Source organism: Legionella sp. ST3F1, from assembly GCF_048553315.1.
Taxonomy (GTDB): Bacteria; Pseudomonadota; Gammaproteobacteria; order Legionellales; family Legionellaceae; genus Tatlockia; species Tatlockia donaldsonii.
The window spans coordinates 1-22,741 of the sequence record NZ_JBLZIO010000003.1 but is presented as its reverse complement, the minus strand read 5'-3'; the positions used below and the strand labels follow the sequence as shown (position 1 = coordinate 22,741).

Genomic DNA, 22,741 nt, shown 5'->3' with positions numbered 1-22,741 from the left:
CTATCTTGACGCTTTAAGTAATCGACTATCGAGAATAATCGGGGGTTTTGCCGGTGATGCAAATTGCAATTTTTTCATCCATCCATGTAAATAAGCGACTAATAATTGCTGTGCAAAATAATAATTATGGTCTGCGCCAGGGATTTGAGTAGTCATATAAGATTTATTCTGCATCGAATGGTGGCGGGTAGCTGCTTGCTCCAAAACCAACTGATAATCAAACTGACCGGTCAGATCAACCACAGGAAACGTTAGTTTATGCAATAATTCGGGTAACTCTTTTTTTACAGGCTGATCAAAGGCAGAAAGCAAAATCAAGCCATTTACTTGTTTTGACTGGAGTTTGCTGAAATAGTCTACTGATAGTTGCAATTGGTCACCATAGTGCAACAGCACCAGGCGTTTATTTTCTTTCTGCCGTAGAGCGGATAAGGCTTCAGGAAGCTGCTCAATCCAAGCGATGGAACCTTGCTGTCCCGCTGAGTTTATTAAAAGCACTGCCCACCCAAGTTTGGCAAATTGAATAGCGAGATTATTAAGTAGCAGAAAACCTTCATTAGCCAATTCACCCTGCACCATGACTATACCCCCTTGCAATTGCTTACCAGAGGCAGGCCAATAAGGCAGCATTATTTTTTGCCCTTTGACCTGGATTTCCAGGTCGGCTGCTTTAGCGCCAGAAAAATTTAAAAACAATAATAAACAAAGCCCTAGAAGTAATTGCATCACTACTCCATTGCTATATTGGATTTTAAATTAAGCAAAATTCCTGCCGAGACCAAAAATTGGTTAAACCACTATCTAAGCGTTATCAGCAATTGAATGAGTTGCAACAGAGGGAAAGCGAAATTAAAAGGCCTTGTTTTATAAGGCCTTTATCATAGAGAACGATTAATCAATAAATTGAATCCCTGCCATGTCCAAAAATCCCTTGGCGCGCTCTGCCATAATCTGGTGAGCCGGCAAAGTAGGATGGACCAGATCAAAAAACAAGTATCCTTCGCATACGTTTCTTTTGTTTTTCAATCTTGCTCTTGCTGCCATGCGTAAAACAGACTGCTGATTTGGTTTTTCAACCATGACGTTATAGCAGGTATCCGTTATATTTTTAAACCCATAAGCCTCTGGCGTGATAAGGAGGTCATTTAAAGTGCCATGCACATCAAAATAAAGCCATTGTACATTTTGATAAGTACGTTGCAATTCACTTACTTTTTCTGCCAATTGTTTATTATGCTGCTCACTTAAATAAGTCATTTTCTCTTGGGCATCGAACTCTCTCGCCATGGGTGTTTGCCCTAGATCAGGCAAATTAACCACAAGAATATGTTTCGCGCCAGCAGCCACTAAACGTTGTAAACCGTGTTGAATACCTACATTGACCTCACGCAGGGTTTTCTCCACCATGTCCTCATCTGGCACACCGAGGTAATTATTAGCCCCTATCCAGACTACAAAAAGACTGTATGGATCTGCTTTACCTTGATGTGCATCCAGATAAATCTGGATTTCACGGTTTAGCGTGAATAAAACATCATCATCTTCTTCTGAGATACCCGCACCACCAAACGCATAATCGAGTAAATGTGCTGCACCATTGCCCGGGAAATAAGATTCCACCAAATGTTCAACCCATACCTGACCATCGGTAAAGCGTCCGGCATGATAAGGTGGTGACGGCGGCACTTTATGCTCCAAGTGCTCATATAAATTCCCGTTATCCGACAAACTATCACCAAAAACAACGATATTATGCAAAGGTTCATGCAAAGTCTTCGCAGCTACCAATCCTGAAAACACCAGGACAAACACGGAAAATAAGACCTTCATCGTGCCACCTTAAATCAATTGATTGCCTGTCAAAAGGGTTCAAATTATAATATGCAAATTCATAAACAATCAATTTTTTTATCTACTATAACCTCTTGAAAATAGGCCTGTAAAATGCCTGGACGATCAATCTTTTCTTGTACGAAAAAAGCATACTTCGTAAAATGAGGAACCCGAAGAGGAATCTTCAATTAAAGTAAAGGATTAAAATCGTTTGAATGCTCATCGAATCCCCCTGGAGTCTTTCCTCACCGTTTTACTGGCTGTGCTTATTTTACTGCAATTAGTCAATGCGCTATACCATGCGTGGCCTTTTACCACCGATGATGCATTTATCAGCTGGCATTATGCTCAGACCATGGCTAATGGCTTAGGTTTTCGCTGGTATGCCAATACGCCTCCGGTTGAGGGTTACTCTAATTTTCTCTGGGTTCTGCTTGCCTCACTATTTATCAAGCTAGGTGTACCTTTAATTCCAGCCATTAAATGTTTTGCGAGTGTAAGTTTATTGGCTGCCTTCGTTTTTCTTTACCAATTCGCGCGAACTTTTTTGTCGCCTTTGCTGGCTATGCTACCTGTTTATCTGTTTAGCCATTATCAAGGGGTTAGTTGGTGGACTGTAAGTGGATTTGAAACCAGTTTTTTTGTTGCTCTGGCTTTACTCATGAGTTGGCAAACTGCATCAGCCCTGGGCTTCAGTCAATGGCAGGATTCTGCAATCCCTTTCAAAAAGAATCGTTACCACGCCAGAGCATGGTTAATCGGTTGCTTGAACTTGACTTTACTGGCGCTAACACGGTTTGAGGGATTGTTGTGGATCATTGCGCCCATTGTTTTCCTACTCTGCTGCCATTCTCACAATAAACTCCCATCCTCTCAACTACGCAGTATGTTTATTATTTTTGCCCTTGGTTTTATCCTGCCCTATAGCATCTATTTTGGCTGGCGTCTTATTTACTTTGGCCATCTGCTCCCTAATAGTTATCGCTGTAAGGCCATTGTTAGTACTCACAGCTTTCATCTAGTCATTGATTATTTATACCTTCTATTTCCCTGCTTGATTTTAAGCCTTCCTTATTTATTGGCCCGTAAAGACTGTCGGCATCTACTACTTTGGCTACCATCACTATTGTATTGCCTGCTTTTATGTCGCGCTGATCCCGTTATAGCTTATTACAACCGCCTTTTTTTAGCCGCTTTTAGTGTTTTCAGCCTCTTACCTGTTTTAGGGGTGAAAGAATTTTTAACTAATTTTCATTTTTCAGCCAAAAATAACACCTTAGCCAGTCTGTTAATCATCGTGCTCTTTACTCATCTTTTTATTCCCACCGGAAAAATAGTGGACATCGATACAGAGGTTAAACACTATCAACAGCGTTCAGCTATACGTATGAAAGTTGTGGAATTTTTAAACCGCTATGCAACACCCAATGCAAAAATACTCTTGGCTGATTGTGGAATCATTCCCTTCTTTGCGAGAAAAGATCTTCAATTTATCGATAGTCAATGTTTGACCAATGCTGAAATGACAAGTACCAGGATTCATCTCTCACTCCCTTTGTATGCACAAGATTTACAACAAAAGATAAAGCCTGATTGGGTTATCCGAACCTATTACCCTCAATGGCAACGTGGCAATGACCTCACCGAAGTGTTACAACAGCATGATTTTTTTAAAAATTACCACCTCATTGTAACCTATCAATCTCATCGTTTTGACTCGCTGCAAGGTAAACCTCAAGAACGGGAAGCCGATTTTATCTATAAAATATATGCTCGAAATGAACTGGCAAACTATTTAATGCAGAAAATTGATCACTAATTCAAAGAAGAATCGTGGAGAATCAATGAACTCTCCACCATCAATGGATCCTTTGCTATTGCTGTGCAGGAAAAGAATTGCCTTCCAAATTTCTATAATCAGGAAAAGAAGCATGCATATGAGCAATTTTCCAAGAGTCTTCTTCTTTCTCTATAACCATTGTTCCTCTTAAATGGGAGAAAAGATGTTCCTTACCGGCTATAGTCACCTTTGCTTCACAAAGAGCGGCAGACCATAAACCCTCTTTTTTGTTACCGGGCACAAAAGATAGAATTTGAATTTCACCTGCCTCTGATTGACCCCAATCACGCAATAATTGCTCTTCGATTTGTTTTAGGCCGACGCGGTATTCATCAATACCTGAGCCCCACATAGTGCTGTTTTTAGTAAACAGACTAAGCAAATAAGGCAAATCACGCGCTTTGTATCCAGCACAAAAGTTCTTAAATAATTCTTCTGCCCATGTTCTTTCTTCAATTTTCATAATGAATCCTTCTTTAATAACAGCCCATAACGGCGATACCTGAAAACTACAAGCGGTAGTATAAAAGGTTGTTAATAAGAACGCTGTCCGTGCTTACTACGGACACAAAAGAGCGCGCTCAATCTCGGAGCGAGAAAAAAAACCGGTGCGCTGTTTTATTCTATCTATATAAGTCTCGACGGTACGGGAAGATAAATGGAGTAACTTCGCGGCTTCTTTATAGGAGGCGCCTTGTAATAACAAACGTAAACAGGCTAATTCCTGGGATGTAATATAAGTTAAGCCTTCTTTACCTGTAACCGTGATACGTCCTTTTGTTAAACAAATTTTTTGATAATTAACATCGCGATAGGAACTGGGCAGGATTATTTTATTATTATTGATAAGCGTAATTAACTCTTTATTTTGTTTATCAAAATCATTGATATAGTGTTCAATAATTTTTAATTTATTCAAATAAAATGATCCCGCGTTGGCTTGTTCTGCAGATAAAGCAACAGCAATCATATCGTAATAATTTCTTGAGCGCCTTACTAAAGTAATTCCATTATGAAAATGAAATTTCTCTCGTGCCAGTTGCACCGGGAATTTTGGCAAAACCTCATCCCACAAAAACCAATAAGAATGTGAATTTTCATAGTCATTATTAAAGGAAGAAAAAACAACCGGCGAATTATCTACGTGCTGGAAATACTCTATCAGACCTGTGTTATTAGTTAGCAAACTTATAGAACCATCATCAAAACATCTCAAATATTGAAAATAACTAAAACCATAATCAGCTAAAAAAGTTTTGTTAATTTCTTGAACTTTCTCTCGTAGAGTAAAGGTTGGATGATCCAGTGAAATTTTTATTGCCATCGCCTCGCTCCAATTTCATTTCTCGATGCCTTCTTTGACAACCATCTCTAAGCAAACTATTGTTAAATTAGATTAAATAAAGGACTATCTCTATGCGGTTTGTTGCACTAATCCTTCTATTGTGTAGCATGACCTTTTCACGCGCCGAAACACTGAAAATTGCCATTCTATCTTATGTGCCTCCATTCAGTGTTGTCGCAGATAATAATCATTTTTTCGGTTTTGATGTAGAACTGATGGATGCTGTATGTAAAAAAATACAAGCCGAGTGTCATTATGTCCCCGTTGGTTACGCACAGTTACTCACTATGGTCAAAGAGCAAAAAGTCGACTTGGGTATTGGTGCGATTTCAATTACTCCTGATATTCAATATCAATTCCTGGTTAGCTTACCCTACCTCACTAGCGACGGCCAATTGATGACCACTTTACAAAACCCCATTAACTCGGAAGCTGATATACACGGCAAACGAATTGGCACCTGGTCTAACGCATTATTTACATCCATGGTTGAAAAAAAATACCGCGATGTAGCAAAAATTAAGCAATATACGGAGCTACCGGAATTACTGCAAGCCCTGGCTGAAAAAGAAGTCGATGTCGTATTAATTCATGAACAAGTAGCCAAATTTTGGTGTGCAGGAGAGGAATTGAAAGCTCAATTCAAATTGGTTGGTGAAAAAATCTCTCTGGGAAGCGGCTACGGCATCATCACCGCTCACGGAAGGCAAGCGTTAATTGACCGTATTAATCAGGCTTTAATCCAGCTTGAGACCGATGGGACTTACGTCAAGCTCTACAAAGATTATTTTGATTGATAGCCCTCCATTTCTCAGGTTTCACAAGCAGAAAAATCATCGTTATGACGATAATAATTAAGGTTTTTTTCATTTTATTAGCCTGAAATTAGGCTGGGAAATCGATTCGCACCAAGTGTAGTGCAAGGGAGAGGCAGCAGATAGCCTTTTTTCTTGGACAATCAGGATTACAATTAACGTTGGGAATAAATTGAATCGTTCATCAGGAAAGAATTTTGCCGAGGCAATCCAGGTTAACCTTAGTGATTGCCTCAACAGCCCTTAGCTAAAAAGCGAAAACTGATTACTAGCGTCTGAAGCTGCTGCACCGGGGTTTTCTTCGGCTTTTTGAGATAAGAAGCGATAACGATCTGTACTCAAACGGTGCTGAGATTCTGCTGTCTTTTCTGTCTTGACTTTTTCAGTACCCTGTGAAGAAAAGAAACAATAACGATCCAGACCTAATTGTCGTTGAGATTCCGAAAAATTAAGGGCATCGGCTAATAATTTTTCAGGTGAATCTGACCTTTCAATGGAAGCACAACTATCTACCAAATATTCGTATTTGGCTTTAGCCTGAGAAAGATAATTAACAAACATCTTATTTTTTGTATCTTTGATATATAGATCATCTGAAAAACTGCTTTCCAGCAAATTTAAATAATTTTCTGCAACATCTAGAGATGCCTGAGCCAAATCATTGCGGCCACGATTTAACCTTATCTCTGCCATTCTTAGAGCTGCATCAAGTCTTTTCAAATATCTTATCAACATAAATACTGCTTCTATCTTAATACCATGCAGATATAATAAGAAATAAAACTTAAGAAACTATTAAGAATTTGGATAAAAAATTATCTTTTTGATAATAATATTAGTGGAAATTTCTAATATTATTTAATTTCTATTGCCCAAAATTACTATTGTTAAAGGGTGGAAGGTGCTCTTTAGATTGAAATTGAGAGCTATTAAAAATAATTTACCGTTTAGCAGCGATATATCGTCTTCTGAAAACAATTACTGAACCGGTTATCTTTAACGGTCTATGATTTTTCTCAATTAATGAAATTAATTGTATATGATTTATTTTAAAACCGGCTGCCATGCGACAGCCGTCTCTGATAAGGCTTACGCCATCTCTAGGGAAGTTAATTTCAATTGCCGGCCGCATACCCAAGCTTTATTCAACTCCTGAAATACTTCTTTGGGCATTCCTTTGGGTAGACGTACAGTGGAGTGATCATCATGAATTTTGAGTCCGGTAATAAAACGGCTTTGTAATCCGGCTTCATTGGCAATAGCACCAACAATATTACCCGGTTTAACGCCATGCACACGACCAATATCGATACGGAATAATTCCTGTGGATGATCATCACGGAAATGCTTTCTATCTTTACCTTTATCGCTCTTACGCTCAGCATTACGACCTGCTTTAAAATCCCCCTCCCTAACTCGCGCCTCTTTAACAGAACGCGCAGGCTTTGGAAGAGAGAGTTCGCGTTGCCACGGCTTATCCTGATTTAGTAATAAAGCAAGTGCAGCTGCTACATCAGTCGCAGAGACCTGATTTTCTTTGACAAACTCTTCAATGATACGTTGATAGGCAGGTAAATTCTCATGTTGTAACCGCGCCGTAATAGTTGCCATAAAGCGCTGCTGTCTCGCCACCTGGATCATGTAATCATTCGGCACTACAATTTTTTCGATACGCTGACGAGTATGACGTTCTATTGTATTTAGAATACGTGCTTCTTTCGGTGTTACAAATAAAATCGTTACACCACTGCGACCGGCGCGACCTGTACGGCCAATGCGATGGACATAAGTTTCACAATCATGCGGTACATCATAATTAATTACATGGGTAACACGTTCAACATCTAACCCGCGCGCTGCAACATCAGTAGCGACTAAAATATCAATTGTCCCTTGTCTGAATTGCGCAATAATTCGTTCACGCAAAGCCTGGGTGATATCACCATGGATTGCCATAGCGCGATATCCCTGTTGCTGTAAAACTTCTGCCACTTCTTCTGTACTGCTTTTGGTGCGCACAAATACAATAACACCTTGAGACTCTTCTACAGCCAATACACGCAGTAAAGCATCTGTTTTTTGTGCCGGTGAAGCAAACAAAAAGCGTTGCTCAATACTTTTTACGGTAGCTGTTTCTGAACGAATCTCAACAGAAACCGGATTATTCAAATAACTGTTGGCAATCTGGCGAATACGGTGGGGCATCGTAGCCGAAAATAGGGCCATTTGCTTTTCAGCCGGCAATTTGGAAAGAATAGTTTCCACGTCTTCGATAAAACCCATTCGCAACATTTCATCGGCCTCATCAAGAACAAAAGTGCTTAAATGGCCTAATTGTAAAGTACCGCGATCGATGTGATCGAGAATTCGCCCTGGCGTACCTACCACAACTTGCGCGCCTTCACGTAGTTGTTTTAACTGACGGCGATATTCTTGTCCGCCGCAAAGCACAGAGACAGTGATGTTTTGATGGGCACTCAAGGTTTCAAATTGTTCAGCAACCTGAATGGCTAATTCGCGTGTTGGAGCTAAAATTAATGCCTGGGTAGCCTGCGATTTCTGCACTAATCGTTGCAAAATAGGTAAGGCAAAAGCAGCCGTCTTTCCAGTTCCTGTTTGTGCTTGCGCGATTACATCCCGTCCTTCCAACAAGACAGGTATAGTTTGTGCCTGAATAGCTGATGGGACTTTAAATTTCATATCTTCGAGCGCTTTCAGTAAAAGATCCGATAAATTGAGCGCTGCGAAGCTTGCTAATTCTTGTGTCATAAAAATTCCAATAGATTAAAGCGTAATGCTTAAAGGGGTAAAGCGATATAAAAATTGCTCAGTATTATAACAAAATAAGCAGGCTGATGCACGAATTTTATTTTCCCCAACCTTCCTAAAACAATAAAAGATCAACAATAAACTTAACCAAGATGGATTCAAGTCTATAAATAGTTTATTGTTTTTAAACCCAAAATAAAAATTTAATGGCCTATTGGAAAATAAATCCGTTTAAGAATTTCTATTTGATTCACAGATTTTTTCCTTTTATAGGCGTCTGAAACTTGTAGCTCAGTGATCTTATTTTCATTTTTCCATCTATTTTCTCTTTCAACGGCTAGTTGACTGCGTTATCTACCTTTCACCGTTTAACTCCGATGATTTTTACAACAAGGCTGCCAAACGACAAGCTTGATCAATGGCATGACGTGCATCCAATTCCAACGCTTTAAAAGCACCACCAACCAAATGCACCGATTGCTTTCTTTGTTTCAAAGGTTCAAACAGATCTCGCAATTCATCCTGTCCGGCACAAACCACGATTGAATCTACCTCTAAAACCTGTGCTTTATCATCAATTCGAATATGCAAGCCCTGATCGTCTATCCGCTCATATTCTACACCGGCAAGCATTTTAACCTGTTTGTGTTTTAAGCTTAAACGATGGATCCAGCCGGTAGTTTTTCCCAACCGCTTTCCATGCTTTTCCTTTTTGCGCTGTAATAAATACACTTGTCGCGGACTTTTACTGATCTCCGGGGGCTTTACACCACCGCGATGTTCAGTTTCGATATCAATACCCCACTCATCATAAAATTGTTGTGGATGCTCGTTAACATGTTCATGGGTTAACCATTCAGCCACATCAAAGCCAATACCACCTGCACCAATAATAGCTACTCGCTTACCAGGAATTTTTTGCTGTTGAATCAGTTCCACATAACTCATGACTTTTTCATGATCTATCCCGTGAATATCAGGTATCCTTGGCTTAATTCCTGTTGCGAGCACGACCTCATCAAAATCACACAGTAAATCCACATTGGCGGCGGTGTTTAACCGAATATCAACTTGAAATTTTTTCAATTGATGCATGAAATAATCAATAGTATGCTGAAATTCTTCTTTACCCGGGATGTTTTTTGCCAAATTAAACTGCCCACCCAAAACGTCATTTTTTTCAAACAAGGTCACTTGATGGCCACGTTCAGCAGCCACTGTTGCAAATGCAAGACCCGCTGGCCCGGCACCAACAACAGCAATTTTTTTGGAATGATGTACCGCTTGATAAACTAACTCTGTCTCATTGCCAGCACGCGGATTGACTAGACAGGATGCTGTTTTATTCACAAATACCCTGTCCAAGCAAGCCTGATTACAGGCAATACAAACATTAATTGCTTGACTCTCCCCTATCCTGGCTTTTTCAGCGAACTGCGCGTCAGCCAAGAACGGCCTTGCCATTGACACCATGTCAGCAACCCCTTCCCTAATTAAACGGTCAGCCAATTCTGGTGTATTGATTCGATTGGAAGTGATCACCGGAATATTAATTTCTGGTTTGAGCCGTTTGGTCACTGAAGTAAATGCTGCCGGAGGAACCATGGTGGCAATTGTAGGGATACGTGCTTCATGCCAACCAATACCGGTATTAATCAAACTGGCCCCGGCTTGTTCGATTGCTTTCGCCAGAGTAACCACTTCTTCCCAACTGCTGCCATCGGCAATCAGATCGAGCATTGATAAACGATAAATAATAATAAAATGTTCGCCCACTGCCTCACGCACACTCCGTACCACTTCTATCGGAAAACGCATGCGGTTAGTAAAATCACCACCCCACTCGTCTTGGCGCTGATTGGTATGGCTCACAATAAATTGATTAATGAGATACCCTTCACTACCCATAATTTCTACCCCGTCATAGCCTGCTGCTTTTGCAAGACGGGCACAACGGGCGAAGTGGTTAATGGTTTTTGCGATACGACGCTTACTCATCATCCAGGGTTTAAACGGACTGATCGGTGATTTTAAAGCACTGGGAGCAACGATAAAGGGATGATAACCATAACGGCCAGCGTGTAAGATTTGAAGAGCGATCTTGCCGCCCCCCTCATGAACAGTGTGGGTCACAATCTCATGACGTTGTTGCTCCTTAATAGAGGTCAATTTTGCTGCAAACGGAGCCAAACGCCCGGAGCGATTGGGCGCAAACCCTCCCGTTACTATCAAACCGGCACCACCTTGTGCCCTCTCGCGGTAAAAAGCCGCTAAACGCTGCAAGCCCTCTTTATCTTCTTCCAAACCTGTATGCATGGATCCCATAAGCAACCGGTTTTTTAACTGGGTAAAACCTAAATCAAGCGGTTCGAATAATGCCTTGAAGGGGGTATTATCAATTCTCAATTCCATGAGTACTCACAAAAGGACAGAAAACAAGAGTATAATGCTTTTAGCGCAATCTAACAGCCTTAGATCTTAACCCGTTTCATGCCGTAATTTGCATCTCAATCATTTTTTGCATTACTCTCCCTATTGTGTGCAGCATTTAGGAGGGAGTCTATGCAAGGGAAATTTTTATTTCTTATCGTCGAAGAAGGAACGTTCAATTTCTTCCATGGTGACTTCTCACCAGCAACACCAGAGGAATTAAATGGCCTTTTCGCCTACGGGGCCTATGAAACCGCAAGCGGTGAAAAAATATTTTTTTTGCAAAGATTGCTCGGCTACAACAGTAATCATAGTGGAATAAAATTAATTTTTGATGGATTAAAAAAAATAGACCGGAATACTTTTTTTGCAACGCCTGAAAAACAAGAGCAATTTAATAAATACAAAAAAAGTGAACCTCAATTTGGTGGTGAAATGCTACTACTTAATGCCGAGTTTATTTTTTGGAACTTCAAAAGCACCGTCTATTCACGCAGCAAACCAGAATACAACGATGCCAACCCTGAACTTGAACAGACAGTTAAAAACAGTTTATTACCCCCCGATCGCTTTGTTAAAGCCTCTGCAGCAGAAGCTTTTGCCCAAACATCAATGACTCTGTTCTTTGAATCCAATGGACAATATAAAACGCCTGAATTGGCTTCCGAGCATGCATTAAGGATCTCCAATCTCCTGCAATTACCCCCTATTGCAGCATTTTTGGCGGAAGACGATGCAACACCCCCCACGCCTGTCGCAATCAGAGCAAGCGGCTAGGTTTACTCAAGATTTTTTCTGCGTTCAAACTCGATAATTTACTTCAGCCATTTTTCGGGAGTGTCTCAACCTGGGCCAAGACAGGTTGAGACACTCGTAATCGAGTAGCCAGCAAAGCGCCTGTTAAAGAAATAACACCACCGCATAGCGATAAAACTGATGACTCTTCATGCAGTAAAATAAAACCCATGAATGTCGATAACAGCGGTAAAGCATAAAGATACATGGACGCTTTGTAAGCAGACCAATGGTGCAAAACATAACTCCATCCCACATAGGCAAAAGCCGCAGGAAAAACTCCCATATAGACGGCAGCAAAAGTCGCCTCTTGGCTAGCGATTTTGATTTCTTGCCATAACTGAGGGGAAAAAATAAGCAGCATGAAAGTGCCGCCCCATATTATCCAGGCGGTTACCGCTACGGGGTGATAATTTCGCAAGTAACGCTTTTGCGCCACAGTATAAAAAGCCCCCATAAAAGTAGCAATTAAAATAACCAATGCACCACTTATCATGGAAGCAGAACGCTCTTCTTCCCCTAGTATCAAAAACAAAAGTCCCATAAAACTGATCAGGATACCCACCCAAACAGCAGAACCTGGACGCTCATGCAAAAATAGAACTGATAAAACAATAGTAACAACTGGAATCAATCCGATAATAAAGCTGGCCACCCCTGCAGAAACACTTAGTTCCCCATAATTCAGACAAATGTTATAGATACCAATGCCCGCCACTCCCAGCAACAGCAACTGTAAGCGCTCTGACCAAGAGATTTTTTTCTTAGCGGGAAGATAGAAATAAATTATTGCCATAGCAAAAGAAGCGACCAGAAATCGTAATAAAGCAAGTGCGCCTGGAGAATAAGCCGTCAACCCAACTCGAATTCCGACAAAGGCTGAAGCCCAAAATAATAAGGTAAGGACCAATGCACAATGTACTTTTAAAGAGCCCACAAGAAAAACCGGCTAACAAAAAGACTAATATTTTAACAAGATAAATGCGTAGTGGTCTAGCTCCAATTGGTTACTATTTACCTTCATTCCCCGGATCTTATTTCTTAAAATTTGACTAACAAACCTATTAAAACATTTGCAGGCAAAGTAGAATTGACCATCAAGAACTGAATTATTTAATAAGCAGGAAGCACTATGAAAAAAATCGCTGGCTTCGTTCTATCTACACTCCTGATTGCGACAGGTCATGCCGGACAAATCACAACAACCATTTATTCTACTGCAGGCGACAAAAAGGACATAGGACACGTTGTTTTCACAGACACCGAGCTTGGCCTGCTAATAGAACCTAGTCTCACAACGCTGCCCCCAGGTTTACACGGCTTCCATTTACACCAACACCCTGATTGTGGTGATACTGGCATGCATGCTGGCGGTCACTATGATCCTCAAAATACAAATAGCCACCAGGGTCCTTATGGTAAAGGGCATCTGGGTGATTTACCGGTCTTGTATGTGATGGAAAATGGCAATGCTAGTGTACCTATTCTGGCTCCCCGTCTGAAAACGAGCGATCTTAAAGGATTGGCTGTCATGATACATGCCGGTGGTGATAATTATAGTGATGCGCCCCCTCTTGGCGGCGGCGGGGCCCGAATCGCTTGTGGAATAGTTAAATAACGTTCGCCTAGCGAACGTTATTCTGTAAAAAGACACCGTCTTTTGATTCATTAACCTCTATTGGTTTCGACGCTATCGAACCCACCTAAAATAACAAACCTGATTGCCTGCACTGCTCTTCGCAATCGCAACAAAATTGTTCGGGACAGCAATTAATCTACTGATTACAACTCAAACTAATGTGTACCGCATACACTACCGCAGAAATACGGCCAATACGTGCCAGTGCTGATGTTGAAAAACCATGTTCCTGTAATTGACGACTGTGAGAGCTGATACAAGTACCACAACCATTTAAAGCCGATACTGCCAAACACAGCACTTCAAAAGTAACCCGATCAACACCAGGGTTTGTTATCCCTTGCATACGTAAACCTGCTGGCATTTGGGTTAATTCCGCTTGGCCACTGAGATGAACAAAACGATAATAAATATTCGTCATTGCCATTAAGCTTGTAGCAAGTTTTGCTGCTTCGACAGTTTTTTCATCATTAGCCAGTTTACTTAAAGTGACAATCAATTCTTTATTATTTAGCTGGTAAGCCACAGCCAAAGCAGCACCAGTAATTTGTTGTTCCGTCAAGCCATCCAGCTGAGTGAAATCCAAAACTTTACTCAAATTAAGACGCGTATCTTTGGCAAAATCAGGCAATTGTTGTTTTATTGTGTCTAACATGGTTTTATCCTCAATGAATGGAGTTAATTAGTCCAGATGAATAGTTTGTTCACCTTTTTTCCAATTACAGGGACACAATTCATCCGTTTGCAAGGCATCAAGGACGCGTAGTACTTCTTGCGGATTACGACCAACATTCAAATCAGTGACCATGACAAAACGTGTCGTTCCTTCGGGATCAATGATAAAAGTAGCACGCTGGGCAACACCTTCTTGCTCATCAAGAATACCCAGAGCCTGAGTTAATTCCCGTTTAATATCAGCCAGCATTGGGAAAGGTAATTCGCGCAAATCAGGATGTTGATTTCTCCACGCCAAATGAACAAACTCACTATCAGTGCTAGCCCCTAAGACTTGGGCATCGCGTTCATTAAATTGGCTATTAAGCTTGCCAAACTCCGCAATTTCAGTGGGACAAACAAAGGTAAAGTCTTTGGGCCAAAAAAACAAAACCAGCCATTTACCTTCATAAGTTTCATTGGTAATTACTTTAAAAGCATTATGGATATCATTCGTGACAGTCGCTTTAAGATGAAACTCAGGAAATTTGTTGCCTACAGTAATCATAGTCCTCTCCAATTTGTGGGGTTTACATCTGTAACTGTAGGCAAAGGACGATTATAAGTAAAATCGAATATATTGATAAATTTGATAGATTTTAACTATCATAAGCAATATCCGTTTCGGTCTCGGTTTCGCGATTAGATAAGACTAATACACTGATACCAATAAGACTAAATAAAACAGCGGGGATTGCTAAAGGCAAGGTAGAGGTCACGGTTTTATTAATCAATAAATAACCAACAAGTCCTGCAAATAAAAAGCGTAATGCCCCTCCAGCCGCTGCAGCAGCTCCTTTTGCTTCTTCAAAGGGTGCCATAGAACCGCCTGTACCAGCTCCCATACAGAAGGTGCCACCCGTGCCGATAAGTAACATCGGATAAATAAAATTGTGAATACTTAAGCCCTGGAGCAAATACCAGGTAAGCATCCATAATCCCCCAACAAGGGTTAGCAAATAACCCAAGAGACAGGTTTTTAAAATACCCAGGCGCTCAACAATCGAACCGCCAACAAAACTGCCAAACAGCAGAGAGATCCCCATAAAACAAAAATAAAATCCATAATGAGTTTGTGGAATGTGAAGAGCACGAAGAATCAGATAAGGAGACAAGGCACAAAATAAATAGAGATAACAATGGCCGAAAGCCGAGGCCATCGTATAAACAGCAAAATCCTGATTGCGTATGACATGGAAATATTGGACAAAGATTTTTCCGGTTAAAGGAGTTCGCTTTGAGACAGGTAATGACTCATCAAGCCAGATGCCTATTGTATACAAAGCAGGTATGGCAACCAGCAAAAGAGCCCAAAAAGTTGCCGACCATCCCAGATAAAGATCAAGATAACTGCCTATAAACGTAGCAAAAATGGGAGAAAAGGAAATCATTCCATTTAAAAAACTATACGCTTTGGCGCTTTTTTCGCCCGTATAATGATCTCTTACCATTGCAAAACCAAGTACGATCATACCGCAGGAGCCTAATGCTTGAATAATGCGGTAGCCAATCAATTCGTAGACGTTCTCTGCCAAACCACAACAGATTGACCCAATAGCAAAACACAGAATTACCACGAGTGAAACTTTCCGACGACCATAATGGTCAGAAATAGGCCCAATCACTAGCTGCATAAAACCTGCACTGAGCATAAATAAATTCAAGGTCATCAACATTTGGGTGTCACTAGCGTGAAAATCCCGTGTTAGATGAGGGATAGCAGGCACATAAATATCCATTGCCAAAGGCAGAGCCAATACCATAGGAGTTAATGCGAGGATTAATTTGGCAAACATCTGAGTTAGTTACCTGGATATTTTAGATACAATCTATTCTAACTCAGAACAATACCTTTGTTCCAATAATTCTAATTAAAATTAGGCTGTTTTAATTTATCATTCTCAAGCAGTTAGTTATTATTTTAGCCCACGCTTGGTTATAACAAATTTAGAATTACAACGTGTTCGTAAACAAGGCAAAATAATGATTGATTTATAGCTATTATGCTGTTCAAATAATCAATTTAACGATTCCGGAGATTGAAAATGTCCAAAAAAGAAATGATATGCCGTATCGTTCGTCATATCACCAAACAACCTGACTGGCAAAAAGCCTGCTGTCGCTAATGAGATTACCGCCCCTTACCGAACTACTAACTTATAAAAACGAGCGGGTAGTTCGCTATTTCTGCCACCTATACCCCGATTTTTCACATGAAAAAAGTACCCAGTTATTTCAGGACCTCTTGGCTTGGATGTGGCTTAATGCCTATCGTCAAACCAACAAACGCTCAACTTATCTGTTCGGTCCTTTACTAATTGTGGATAAAATGTGGCATACCTTCATCTTGCATACACGAGATTATGTCGATTTTTGTTATCGCCACTTCAATGATTATTTTCATCATCATGTCGAACCAGCTGGTTTTGAGCACCATTTAACAGCAGAAGAGCTAGCCGATTTCCTTCAAGACTGCTTTGAATATCTTGGTGAAAACTGGGTTCTTCGTTACTTTAACGATGCGCTTGATGAAGATTGACTGCTTTTAACACAACTTATCGACAAGGCTTTATAGATAACGTATTATCGTTAATACCTTTCACATTTTTTTAGAACAATAGTAACTGCACCCTCAATCCTTGGATGACTCCAAAACATCTGAATTGTGAATAAGGTGAAAAGTTACAGATAATTAATCCTATTTGGAGTAAAACCATGGCAGCCGAACGCTTTTCGGCCTCTTTTGTCAGCCGACTGTCATTATCTAACGCGCAACAAATGCCCCAAGGATATTATCGTTCTAAATTATTTATTGCACCTTTTACTACCAATCCGCTTGTAGCAGCAGCAGGACCATTGCTCTCTCTTTTGGAGCGTTTATGTATTACACCTTCTTTGCCGCCGATAACAAGTATCCGTGAAAATATCGAGCATGAATTACGTGCTTTTCATAGCCGGGTCAATAGCAAAACATCTACTGAAGAAATCGATGCTCTTGCGCACTATATTCTTTGTGCCACTATTGATGAGCTGTTGGGAAAAAATTATCTGCGCCTTTATGGCAAGGTTGCTGAATTTAAAGCCTTCACGCCCTCGTCACATGATGAGATAGGCCCACAGCAGCGTTTTTTTGACATTGTTAATTATATCAAACAACAACCCAATCAATATCTGGATTTAATCGAACTTGCTTATTATTGCTTGATTGCAGGTTTTGAAGGGGAGCAGCATGGACGTCCAACTGGCAGACAAGTCCTGGATAATTTAATCGAAGACTTGTATCAATTAATTCAACAGCACCGTGTCAATAAACCACATCGTTTATTTCATGAACAAAAAGTGATTGACAACTTTCCCCAAAATTACAGGCCGGTCATTGTTACAGCTGTCTCCGCCTTGGTAATATTGGTCGCCGGTTATTTTATTAGCCATACCTTATTAGAAAATCAGGCCAAAATCGTTCAATTTGGGCATACTGTAACCGCTAAACTGGATGATTAATGGACAAATCCTTAACCGTACTTTGTGATACCTTAAAAAAAATTCTGGGTTACTTAAAACCACAGAATAATGCTATTTCTTTTGTCTTGATTACAGGCAAAGTAAATCAAGGCAAAACGGCTTTGCTACGTCAGAGTAATCTGACTCATTATCCCGTTGATACCGAAGGTCGTGCTAACTTTTTCTATAACCAGCATGGGGTGATTTTAGAGCTTGGAGAAACCTGGCTTAATCAAAGTGAAAATTTACTAGCCTATACTCTGAAACAACTTAATCGTTGCCACAATAATGTCAGAATCAGTGGCATCATTTTATGCATTAATAGTAACGAGCTATTACTCGCAGAACCCGTACAACTTGTCGAACAATGTAAATCACATGCACAACTGCTCGAGCGTTTTGGGCATGCCTTAGGCTACAGTGTTGAAGGCTTCATCCTGTTGACTAAGCTCGATACTCTCGCCGGGTTTTGCGAATTTTTTCAGTCTGATCATACCAGTGAACTTGCAAAACCACTCGGATTTTCCCTGGATTATACAAAACAGAGAAGTAAGGTACTTGTCAATTACAGGCAACAATTTGATCAAATGCTGGAAGTATTAAGTCAGCAAATTATCAATAAATTACATCCTGCCCGTTCCAGTGCCAAACGTACTTTAATTAGAGAATTTCCTCTGCAACTTGCTAGCTTGCGTGTACCTGTACAATCCTTATTACAAAATTTGCCGATTCAATTGTTGCGCATACAGGCCATCTACTTTACCAGTGCAGAACAAGGCGGTCACAGTATTGACCGACTAAATAAGAAGATTCAACACGAATATGCGCTCACTGTTCAGGATAAATTTCCTCAATCCAACAATTACCGGCCTTATTTTATAGAAGGTGCTTTGAAAGCTTGCCAGGAACAAACCAAACGCCATATCAGGCAGACAAGTACCATTCAGAAATTACTAACAGGGTTAACCGCTGGAATACTTGGTTTATCGTTTTTGGGGATAGTTCATCAACATTTCAAAACATCCAAACTATTAGATGAAGCGAGTAAGGAATTACTAGCCTATGAATCAATGCTTGGACAAGTCAATGATAAAACTGCTGCGCTCTACCATTTGTCATTGGCTGCGACCAAATTGCAACAGATTCCCTCTAATGTACTTTCTGTACCAATCATTGAACAATTAAAAATTCAATTGCATAGTAATACCAAACATCGTTTACGCGATAATTTCTTACCTGAATTACTATCTCATGTTGAGCAAACCATTTCCGATCCTGCCCAAACACAAATAGCACGGTATCAAGCCCTGAAAATTTATCTGATGCTTGGTGAACCGGAGCATTACTCAGAAAGCGAAGTAACCAATTGGTTCTCTCAGTATTGGCAAACCAATAACCAATCAAGTAATTTAGCTAAACAGTTGTTATTGCTTAAAGATGCTTTAAAACAACCCATGCAACCTGTGGTTATTAATAGACAACTGGTTAGTGACGCGCGGAATTACCTCAATGCTTTACCCGCAACCTATCTTTATTACTCACTGGCAAAAAGTAACTTTTCTACCGAGAAGCAAAATCTTGAAATGAATGGCTTTGAATTAGCCAGTAAAGAACTGCCTGTTTACTATACAAAGGCTGGCTTTAAAGAAGTCATTATGTTGTTGCCAAAACTGGCAACCCAGCTCCAACATGAAAATTGGGTTTTAGCACGTCAAGATCTGAATAACTTGCCTGCACTCCTGGAAGAGGCTTATTACTTTGAATATGTAACCTGGTGGCAAAATTTCATTCGGCGCACAAAACCACAACATTACCAGGATTATCAACAAGCACGGCAACTCACTCAAACCTTGCATCAAAATAATTCAATAAACAAGCTTATTGAGTTGATTCAACAGCAAACAAGCCCCGAATTGGCTGAAGATGACGCTTTATTTAATCAAAAAGTAGCTAACCAATTCATGTATTTAAATTTGCTGAGTCATTCTGCCACTAACGAACTTTCACAGAATATCAATGAATTGGAAAAATTCCTTACTACCCTTTCACTAATCAATGATCAGGGTCGTACAATCTTTGATTTAACCAAAACGCGTTTTCAAGGGGGTACCTTATCCGACCCGCTCAGTACTTTGTACAATAGAGCGCGTCAACTCCCGGAACCTGTCTCTACCTGGGCAAAACAGTTAGCGGACGATACCTGGTTCATTTTCATTAACGAAAGTAGAACTTATGTAAATAAACAATGGCAGCAATCTGTTTATAAAGCATACCAAACCACCATAGCCAATCGTTATCCCCTTGATCCTTCAAAAAAAGATGAGGTGGCTCTCGGTGATTTTGATCGTTTCTTTGCACCCCATGGTGTGCTTAATGTCTTTGTTAATAATTACTTGAAACCCTTTTTAGATACGTCTACACCACAATGGCAACCCAAAGAATTAAATGGCTATGTATTGCCTATTTCAAGTGAGATCACGAATGAGTTAATCCGTGCCAATGTCATTACCAATATGTTCTTTCCTGAAGAAACCGAAACAAGCAAAATTGAATTTAGTCTCCAAAAAATCAATTTGGATCCTGTCGTATCCAATTTACAGTTAACTATTGGTAAAACGACATTAACGGATAATCAAAGTAGTGACTCCTATACTCTCTTTAGCTGGCCGCAAACGGATGCAAAATTAACGTTATATTCCATTGAAGGGAATCATTACGAACTGGAAGAGGCGGGCCCCTGGGCATTCTTTAAGATGCTGGAAAAAGTCAATGTACTTGTTGATAGCAATGATAGCGCCAGCTTACAAATCTTATTTGAAGTGAATGGCAATTCTGGGCGTTACCTGTTGAAAACTCAAAATCAAATCAACCCATTTAGCCCCGGCATCTTAACAGGTTTCATACTGAAATCAGATGTTGCCTAGAACTTAGAAAAAAAATAAGCAAACACCAGGTTTGCTTATTATCCATCGACTAAACGATTAGAAACCTGTCGTAGCAGTAACAGAGCTGCTAGTGTGTTCTATGACAAGTTCTGCTAACAATCCTCTTTCTTTTGTCGATACCATATCGGCAGTATTGTAGTGTATAGAAGCAGTTTCGACTTTCATAAAATGTTGTTGTGGTAATTTATAGGGCTGTGGAACCAGGCGAATCACCGCGTCTATTTCAGCAATCGGAACCATGTCATTGACAGTACTTCCATTTAACTCGGATTTAGCCCGTTGCATAATATTTTCAACCGCATCAGCATCCACGTCTAATAAAGAGTGGCCGTCCGCAGCAATCGCATAGAGTTTTGGTGCTTCTTTCTTGTTTTGATGATTGACATAACTACAAGTTAACACTTCAAGTTTTACTTGTGCAACAAATTCACCCGTTGTTACATCCTTAGTCCAGTTAATCGCGCCTTTGGTATAACCAGACTCGAGTCCTACAATTTTCTTACCCACTAACATGGCTGTACTACAAAATTCTTGTAAAAGGGTTCCTTGCAAAAATTGACCACCGAAGTTAAATATTTTGTTAGCATTCGAACCTGGCGTGGTGATTTTATCACCGGTCAATGATTCAATTGCAGCAATAATAGCCGAAGGATCAGAGGAATCCTCAGTTAGTATTTTTTGCCCAGCGATAGTGACACTACCCCTAGCCACATCTTTAACAATGGTTGCCCCATCAGGTAACACTGCCTGTTTAGTCGTCAAACTCATTTCATTAAATTTTTGCGACTCCTCTATCATTACTTGATGATAATCAACTTGATTGACTGGCAATTCACCGCGAGCGTGAAAATAAGCTAATTCGTAGGCAGAAAAAAGACAATCATGGATTTTTGTCAACATAGGGAAAAGAGCCGGAGAAACCTTAGATCGACCAGAAAAAACAGCCTGTTTAGGAATATCAAGTTTCAAACTCTTTAAATCATCCAGGGTACGATATCTCTCTTTATCTAAATAATTTTTAAACGCTTGAATACTCTCTAGTATAGCGATTGCTTTCAGTAAATCATGAATGGCCATATCATTACTTAAATTAAGCTGCTTATGGAGAGCACTGAAAAAATCAGACTCTGTATCACTAAACAAGGTAAATGATTTCTTAGGTTTTACTCTCCCTAAGAGTTCATGATTAATTTGATCCAGTACTGTTGTCATGATTCTATGTATGATTTAATGAGAATAAGACTGTACTATACAGGTGAAACATGAATAAAATATTAACAGGCTGTTTCTTTTAGATTTCTTTACAAAAATGAATAAACCTCAAGATGCTGATACAGGAGAAACTCACCATGCCTTCGTTTTTCGGACTAAAAAATAACAATCGGGAACTAGTATTTTATACACCTATCTTCGAAGCAATTGATCCTGGCCACGACCTTGGTGAATACAACAGTTGGAGATGGATTGAAAAACCGACAAACGTCTATAGAAATTTTTACCAATCCCGTGCAGATTTACATGCGGATACAAAAGCTCATGGCTGCTATAAAATTACTCTCCCCACTACTTCTGAAACTGGAAGCACCTTAAGTGAAGCAGACTTGAGAGACAAATGCCATACACTTGCCATCTCGTTGCCAGCCGAACAAATAATTAGCTATATCACCAAAAATGGAACTGAATATGACAATCCATTTTATGCACAAGCATCCATTCCTGCTCCATAAAAAGGGAATCAACTAAAATCCAAGATCGGGGCATTTAATGAAGAATCAGAAGCACGAACGAAAAAGTGAACATAGCTGATTAGTTATTAAGTTAAAAATTTAAAAATTTTCTATTATTTAACAATTGATCTATTGCCTCCTAATAGGCATTAAGGTTATTTTATAATCAATAGAGCGTATTTCTTGTCCGGCTTACAGGGCAAAAAGAAGGAAGCCAGGTTAATGATGTGGTGTGCATGCTTAACTCATTTAAGAAGCCTGAAACATCTTACGAGGCATCCACCTAAAAACAAGAACCGTGACAAGAATACTATGGCAATCGCACTCAATCTAATCTGAATTTTTCATCATTTCACTAGCCTTAAACTGTTCATCTGCGAGTAAAACC

The 22,741-nt window shown here is 40.0% G+C and carries 20 protein-coding genes and 1 other RNA gene; 9 read left to right on the top strand and 12 right to left on the bottom strand.

Features of this window, described 5'->3' with window-relative positions; all coding sequences use genetic code 11:
• Both ACN4Z1_RS03360 and plaA read right to left on the bottom strand, forming a co-directional pair.
• Positions 1-726 carry a DUF3530 family protein gene (locus tag ACN4Z1_RS03360; protein ID WP_228363236.1) on the bottom strand — a complete coding sequence of 242 codons (726 nt, stop codon included), beginning with the start codon at positions 724-726 and terminating at the stop codon, positions 1-3.
• A gap of 165 nt (positions 727-891) precedes the next feature.
• A complete protein-coding gene (gene plaA, locus ACN4Z1_RS03355; protein ID WP_228363237.1) occupies positions 892-1,830 on the bottom strand; it encodes a GDSL family lysophospholipase PlaA in 939 nt (312 codons plus the stop codon).
• A gap of 214 nt (positions 1,831-2,044) precedes the next feature.
• On the opposite strand from plaA, the gene ACN4Z1_RS03350 reads away from it, so the two are divergent.
• A complete protein-coding gene (locus tag ACN4Z1_RS03350; protein WP_228363238.1) occupies positions 2,045-3,652 on the top strand; it encodes a protein LphB in 1,608 nt (535 codons plus the stop codon).
• A gap of 55 nt (positions 3,653-3,707) precedes the next feature.
• Here ACN4Z1_RS03350 and ACN4Z1_RS03345 read toward each other — a convergent pair whose 3' ends face one another.
• The gene (locus tag ACN4Z1_RS03345) at positions 3,708-4,136 is read right to left on the bottom strand and encodes a nuclear transport factor 2 family protein (RefSeq protein ID WP_228363239.1); all 429 of its coding nucleotides are present in this window, start codon (positions 4,134-4,136) and stop codon (positions 3,708-3,710) included.
• Between the two features lie 96 nt (positions 4,137-4,232).
• A complete protein-coding gene (locus tag ACN4Z1_RS03340) occupies positions 4,233-4,997 on the bottom strand; it encodes a helix-turn-helix transcriptional regulator (protein WP_228363240.1) in 765 nt (254 codons plus the stop codon).
• A gap of 92 nt (positions 4,998-5,089) precedes the next feature.
• Here ACN4Z1_RS03340 and ACN4Z1_RS03335 point away from each other — a divergent pair, with 92 nt between their 5' ends.
• Positions 5,090-5,815 carry a transporter substrate-binding domain-containing protein gene (locus ACN4Z1_RS03335; protein WP_115220617.1) on the top strand — a complete coding sequence of 242 codons (726 nt, stop codon included), beginning with the start codon at positions 5,090-5,092 and terminating at the stop codon, positions 5,813-5,815.
• Positions 5,816-6,076: 261 nt separating this feature from the next.
• On the opposite strand, the gene ACN4Z1_RS03330 is transcribed toward ACN4Z1_RS03335, so the two are convergent.
• The 3 genes from ACN4Z1_RS03330 to ACN4Z1_RS03320 all read right to left on the bottom strand — a co-directional run bounded on the left by ACN4Z1_RS03330 (position 6,077) and on the right by ACN4Z1_RS03320 (position 11,014).
• Complete coding sequence (locus ACN4Z1_RS03330) at positions 6,077-6,568, bottom strand: hypothetical protein (RefSeq protein ID WP_228363241.1); 492 nt, start codon at positions 6,566-6,568, stop codon at positions 6,077-6,079.
• 354 nt (positions 6,569-6,922) lie between these two features.
• On the bottom strand, positions 6,923-8,602 hold the full coding sequence (locus ACN4Z1_RS03325) for a DEAD/DEAH box helicase (protein ID WP_228363242.1): 1,680 nt from the start codon (positions 8,600-8,602) through the stop codon (positions 6,923-6,925).
• Positions 8,603-8,986: 384 nt separating this feature from the next.
• Positions 8,987-11,014 (bottom strand): NADPH-dependent 2,4-dienoyl-CoA reductase, encoded by a 2,028-nt coding sequence (locus ACN4Z1_RS03320; RefSeq protein WP_228363243.1) that lies wholly within the window; start codon positions 11,012-11,014, stop codon positions 8,987-8,989.
• Between the two features lie 150 nt (positions 11,015-11,164).
• Here ACN4Z1_RS03320 and ACN4Z1_RS03315 point away from each other — a divergent pair, with 150 nt between their 5' ends.
• Entirely contained in the window at positions 11,165-11,809 is a 645-nt protein-coding gene (locus tag ACN4Z1_RS03315) for a hypothetical protein (protein ID WP_228363244.1), read from the top strand.
• A gap of 43 nt (positions 11,810-11,852) precedes the next feature.
• Here ACN4Z1_RS03315 and ACN4Z1_RS03310 read toward each other — a convergent pair whose 3' ends face one another.
• The gene (locus tag ACN4Z1_RS03310; RefSeq protein ID WP_228363245.1) at positions 11,853-12,764 is read right to left on the bottom strand and encodes a DMT family transporter; all 912 of its coding nucleotides are present in this window, start codon (positions 12,762-12,764) and stop codon (positions 11,853-11,855) included.
• A gap of 195 nt (positions 12,765-12,959) precedes the next feature.
• On the opposite strand from ACN4Z1_RS03310, the gene ACN4Z1_RS03305 reads away from it, so the two are divergent.
• On the top strand, positions 12,960-13,445 hold the full coding sequence (locus tag ACN4Z1_RS03305) for a superoxide dismutase family protein (RefSeq protein ID WP_228363246.1): 486 nt from the start codon (positions 12,960-12,962) through the stop codon (positions 13,443-13,445).
• Between the two features lie 157 nt (positions 13,446-13,602).
• Here the strand turns inward: ACN4Z1_RS03305 and ACN4Z1_RS03300 are convergent, their stop codons facing one another.
• The 3 genes from ACN4Z1_RS03300 to ACN4Z1_RS03290 all read right to left on the bottom strand — a co-directional run bounded on the left by ACN4Z1_RS03300 (position 13,603) and on the right by ACN4Z1_RS03290 (position 15,976).
• On the bottom strand, positions 13,603-14,121 hold the full coding sequence (locus ACN4Z1_RS03300; protein WP_228363247.1) for a carboxymuconolactone decarboxylase family protein: 519 nt from the start codon (positions 14,119-14,121) through the stop codon (positions 13,603-13,605).
• 27 nt (positions 14,122-14,148) lie between these two features.
• Entirely contained in the window at positions 14,149-14,688 is a 540-nt protein-coding gene (locus tag ACN4Z1_RS03295; RefSeq protein ID WP_115220610.1) for a peroxiredoxin, read from the bottom strand.
• 91 nt (positions 14,689-14,779) lie between these two features.
• The gene (locus ACN4Z1_RS03290; protein ID WP_228363248.1) at positions 14,780-15,976 is read right to left on the bottom strand and encodes a multidrug effflux MFS transporter; all 1,197 of its coding nucleotides are present in this window, start codon (positions 15,974-15,976) and stop codon (positions 14,780-14,782) included.
• 329 nt (positions 15,977-16,305) lie between these two features.
• Here ACN4Z1_RS03290 and ACN4Z1_RS03285 point away from each other — a divergent pair, with 329 nt between their 5' ends.
• From ACN4Z1_RS03285 to icmF, 3 genes are all read left to right on the top strand, one after another.
• Positions 16,306-16,719: a hypothetical protein gene (locus ACN4Z1_RS03285; protein ID WP_115220608.1), complete on the top strand. Its 414-nt coding sequence runs from the start codon at positions 16,306-16,308 to the stop codon at positions 16,717-16,719.
• A 176-nt stretch (positions 16,720-16,895) separates the two neighbouring features.
• On the top strand, positions 16,896-17,681 hold the full coding sequence (icmH, locus tag ACN4Z1_RS03280; RefSeq protein ID WP_115220607.1) for a type IVB secretion system protein IcmH/DotU: 786 nt from the start codon (positions 16,896-16,898) through the stop codon (positions 17,679-17,681).
• Positions 17,681-20,605 carry a type IVB secretion system protein IcmF gene (icmF, locus tag ACN4Z1_RS03275; RefSeq protein ID WP_228363249.1) on the top strand — a complete coding sequence of 975 codons (2,925 nt, stop codon included), beginning with the start codon at positions 17,681-17,683 and terminating at the stop codon, positions 20,603-20,605. Before icmH ends, icmF begins: the two co-directional genes overlap by 1 nt.
• Positions 20,606-20,662: 57 nt before the next feature.
• On the opposite strand, the gene ACN4Z1_RS03270 is transcribed toward icmF, so the two are convergent.
• The gene (locus ACN4Z1_RS03270) at positions 20,663-21,838 is read right to left on the bottom strand and encodes a hypothetical protein (protein ID WP_228363250.1); all 1,176 of its coding nucleotides are present in this window, start codon (positions 21,836-21,838) and stop codon (positions 20,663-20,665) included.
• A gap of 137 nt (positions 21,839-21,975) precedes the next feature.
• On the opposite strand from ACN4Z1_RS03270, the gene ACN4Z1_RS03265 reads away from it, so the two are divergent.
• Together ACN4Z1_RS03265 and ssrS are read left to right on the top strand one after the other, a co-directional pair.
• On the top strand, positions 21,976-22,353 hold the full coding sequence (locus tag ACN4Z1_RS03265) for a hypothetical protein (RefSeq protein ID WP_228363251.1): 378 nt from the start codon (positions 21,976-21,978) through the stop codon (positions 22,351-22,353).
• 209 nt (positions 22,354-22,562) lie between these two features.
• Positions 22,563-22,638: non-coding RNA, 6S RNA (gene ssrS, locus ACN4Z1_RS03260), on the top strand.
• The last annotated feature ends 103 nt before the right edge of the window (positions 22,639-22,741 follow it).

Bases quoted from the DNA above. Each gene is read 5' to 3' on its own strand.
- ACN4Z1_RS03360 (WP_228363236.1), bottom strand. From the start codon at position 726: ATGCAATTACTTCTAGGGCTTTGTTTATTATTGTTTTTAAATTTTTCT.
- plaA (WP_228363237.1), bottom strand. From the start codon at position 1,830: ATGAAGGTCTTATTTTCCGTGTTTGTCCTGGTGTTTTCAGGATTGGTA.
- ACN4Z1_RS03345 (WP_228363239.1), bottom strand. From the start codon at position 4,136: ATGAAAATTGAAGAAAGAACATGGGCAGAAGAATTATTTAAGAACTTT.
- ACN4Z1_RS03340 (WP_228363240.1), bottom strand. From the start codon at position 4,997: ATGGCAATAAAAATTTCACTGGATCATCCAACCTTTACTCTACGAGAG.
- ACN4Z1_RS03335 (WP_115220617.1), top strand. From the start codon at position 5,090: ATGCGGTTTGTTGCACTAATCCTTCTATTGTGTAGCATGACCTTTTCA.
- ACN4Z1_RS03330 (WP_228363241.1), bottom strand. From the start codon at position 6,568: ATGTTGATAAGATATTTGAAAAGACTTGATGCAGCTCTAAGAATGGCA.
- ACN4Z1_RS03325 (WP_228363242.1), bottom strand. From the start codon at position 8,602: ATGACACAAGAATTAGCAAGCTTCGCAGCGCTCAATTTATCGGATCTT.
- ACN4Z1_RS03320 (WP_228363243.1), bottom strand. From the start codon at position 11,014: ATGGAATTGAGAATTGATAATACCCCCTTCAAGGCATTATTCGAACCG.
- ACN4Z1_RS03315 (WP_228363244.1), top strand. From the start codon at position 11,165: ATGCAAGGGAAATTTTTATTTCTTATCGTCGAAGAAGGAACGTTCAAT.
- ACN4Z1_RS03305 (WP_228363246.1), top strand. From the start codon at position 12,960: ATGAAAAAAATCGCTGGCTTCGTTCTATCTACACTCCTGATTGCGACA.
- ACN4Z1_RS03300 (WP_228363247.1), bottom strand. From the start codon at position 14,121: ATGTTAGACACAATAAAACAACAATTGCCTGATTTTGCCAAAGATACG.
- ACN4Z1_RS03295 (WP_115220610.1), bottom strand. From the start codon at position 14,688: ATGATTACTGTAGGCAACAAATTTCCTGAGTTTCATCTTAAAGCGACT.
- ACN4Z1_RS03290 (WP_228363248.1), bottom strand. From the start codon at position 15,976: ATGTTTGCCAAATTAATCCTCGCATTAACTCCTATGGTATTGGCTCTG.
- ACN4Z1_RS03285 (WP_115220608.1), top strand. From the start codon at position 16,306: ATGAGATTACCGCCCCTTACCGAACTACTAACTTATAAAAACGAGCGG.
- icmH (WP_115220607.1), top strand. From the start codon at position 16,896: ATGGCAGCCGAACGCTTTTCGGCCTCTTTTGTCAGCCGACTGTCATTA.
- icmF (WP_228363249.1), top strand. From the start codon at position 17,681: ATGGACAAATCCTTAACCGTACTTTGTGATACCTTAAAAAAAATTCTG.
- ACN4Z1_RS03270 (WP_228363250.1), bottom strand. From the start codon at position 21,838: ATGACAACAGTACTGGATCAAATTAATCATGAACTCTTAGGGAGAGTA.
- ACN4Z1_RS03265 (WP_228363251.1), top strand. From the start codon at position 21,976: ATGCCTTCGTTTTTCGGACTAAAAAATAACAATCGGGAACTAGTATTT.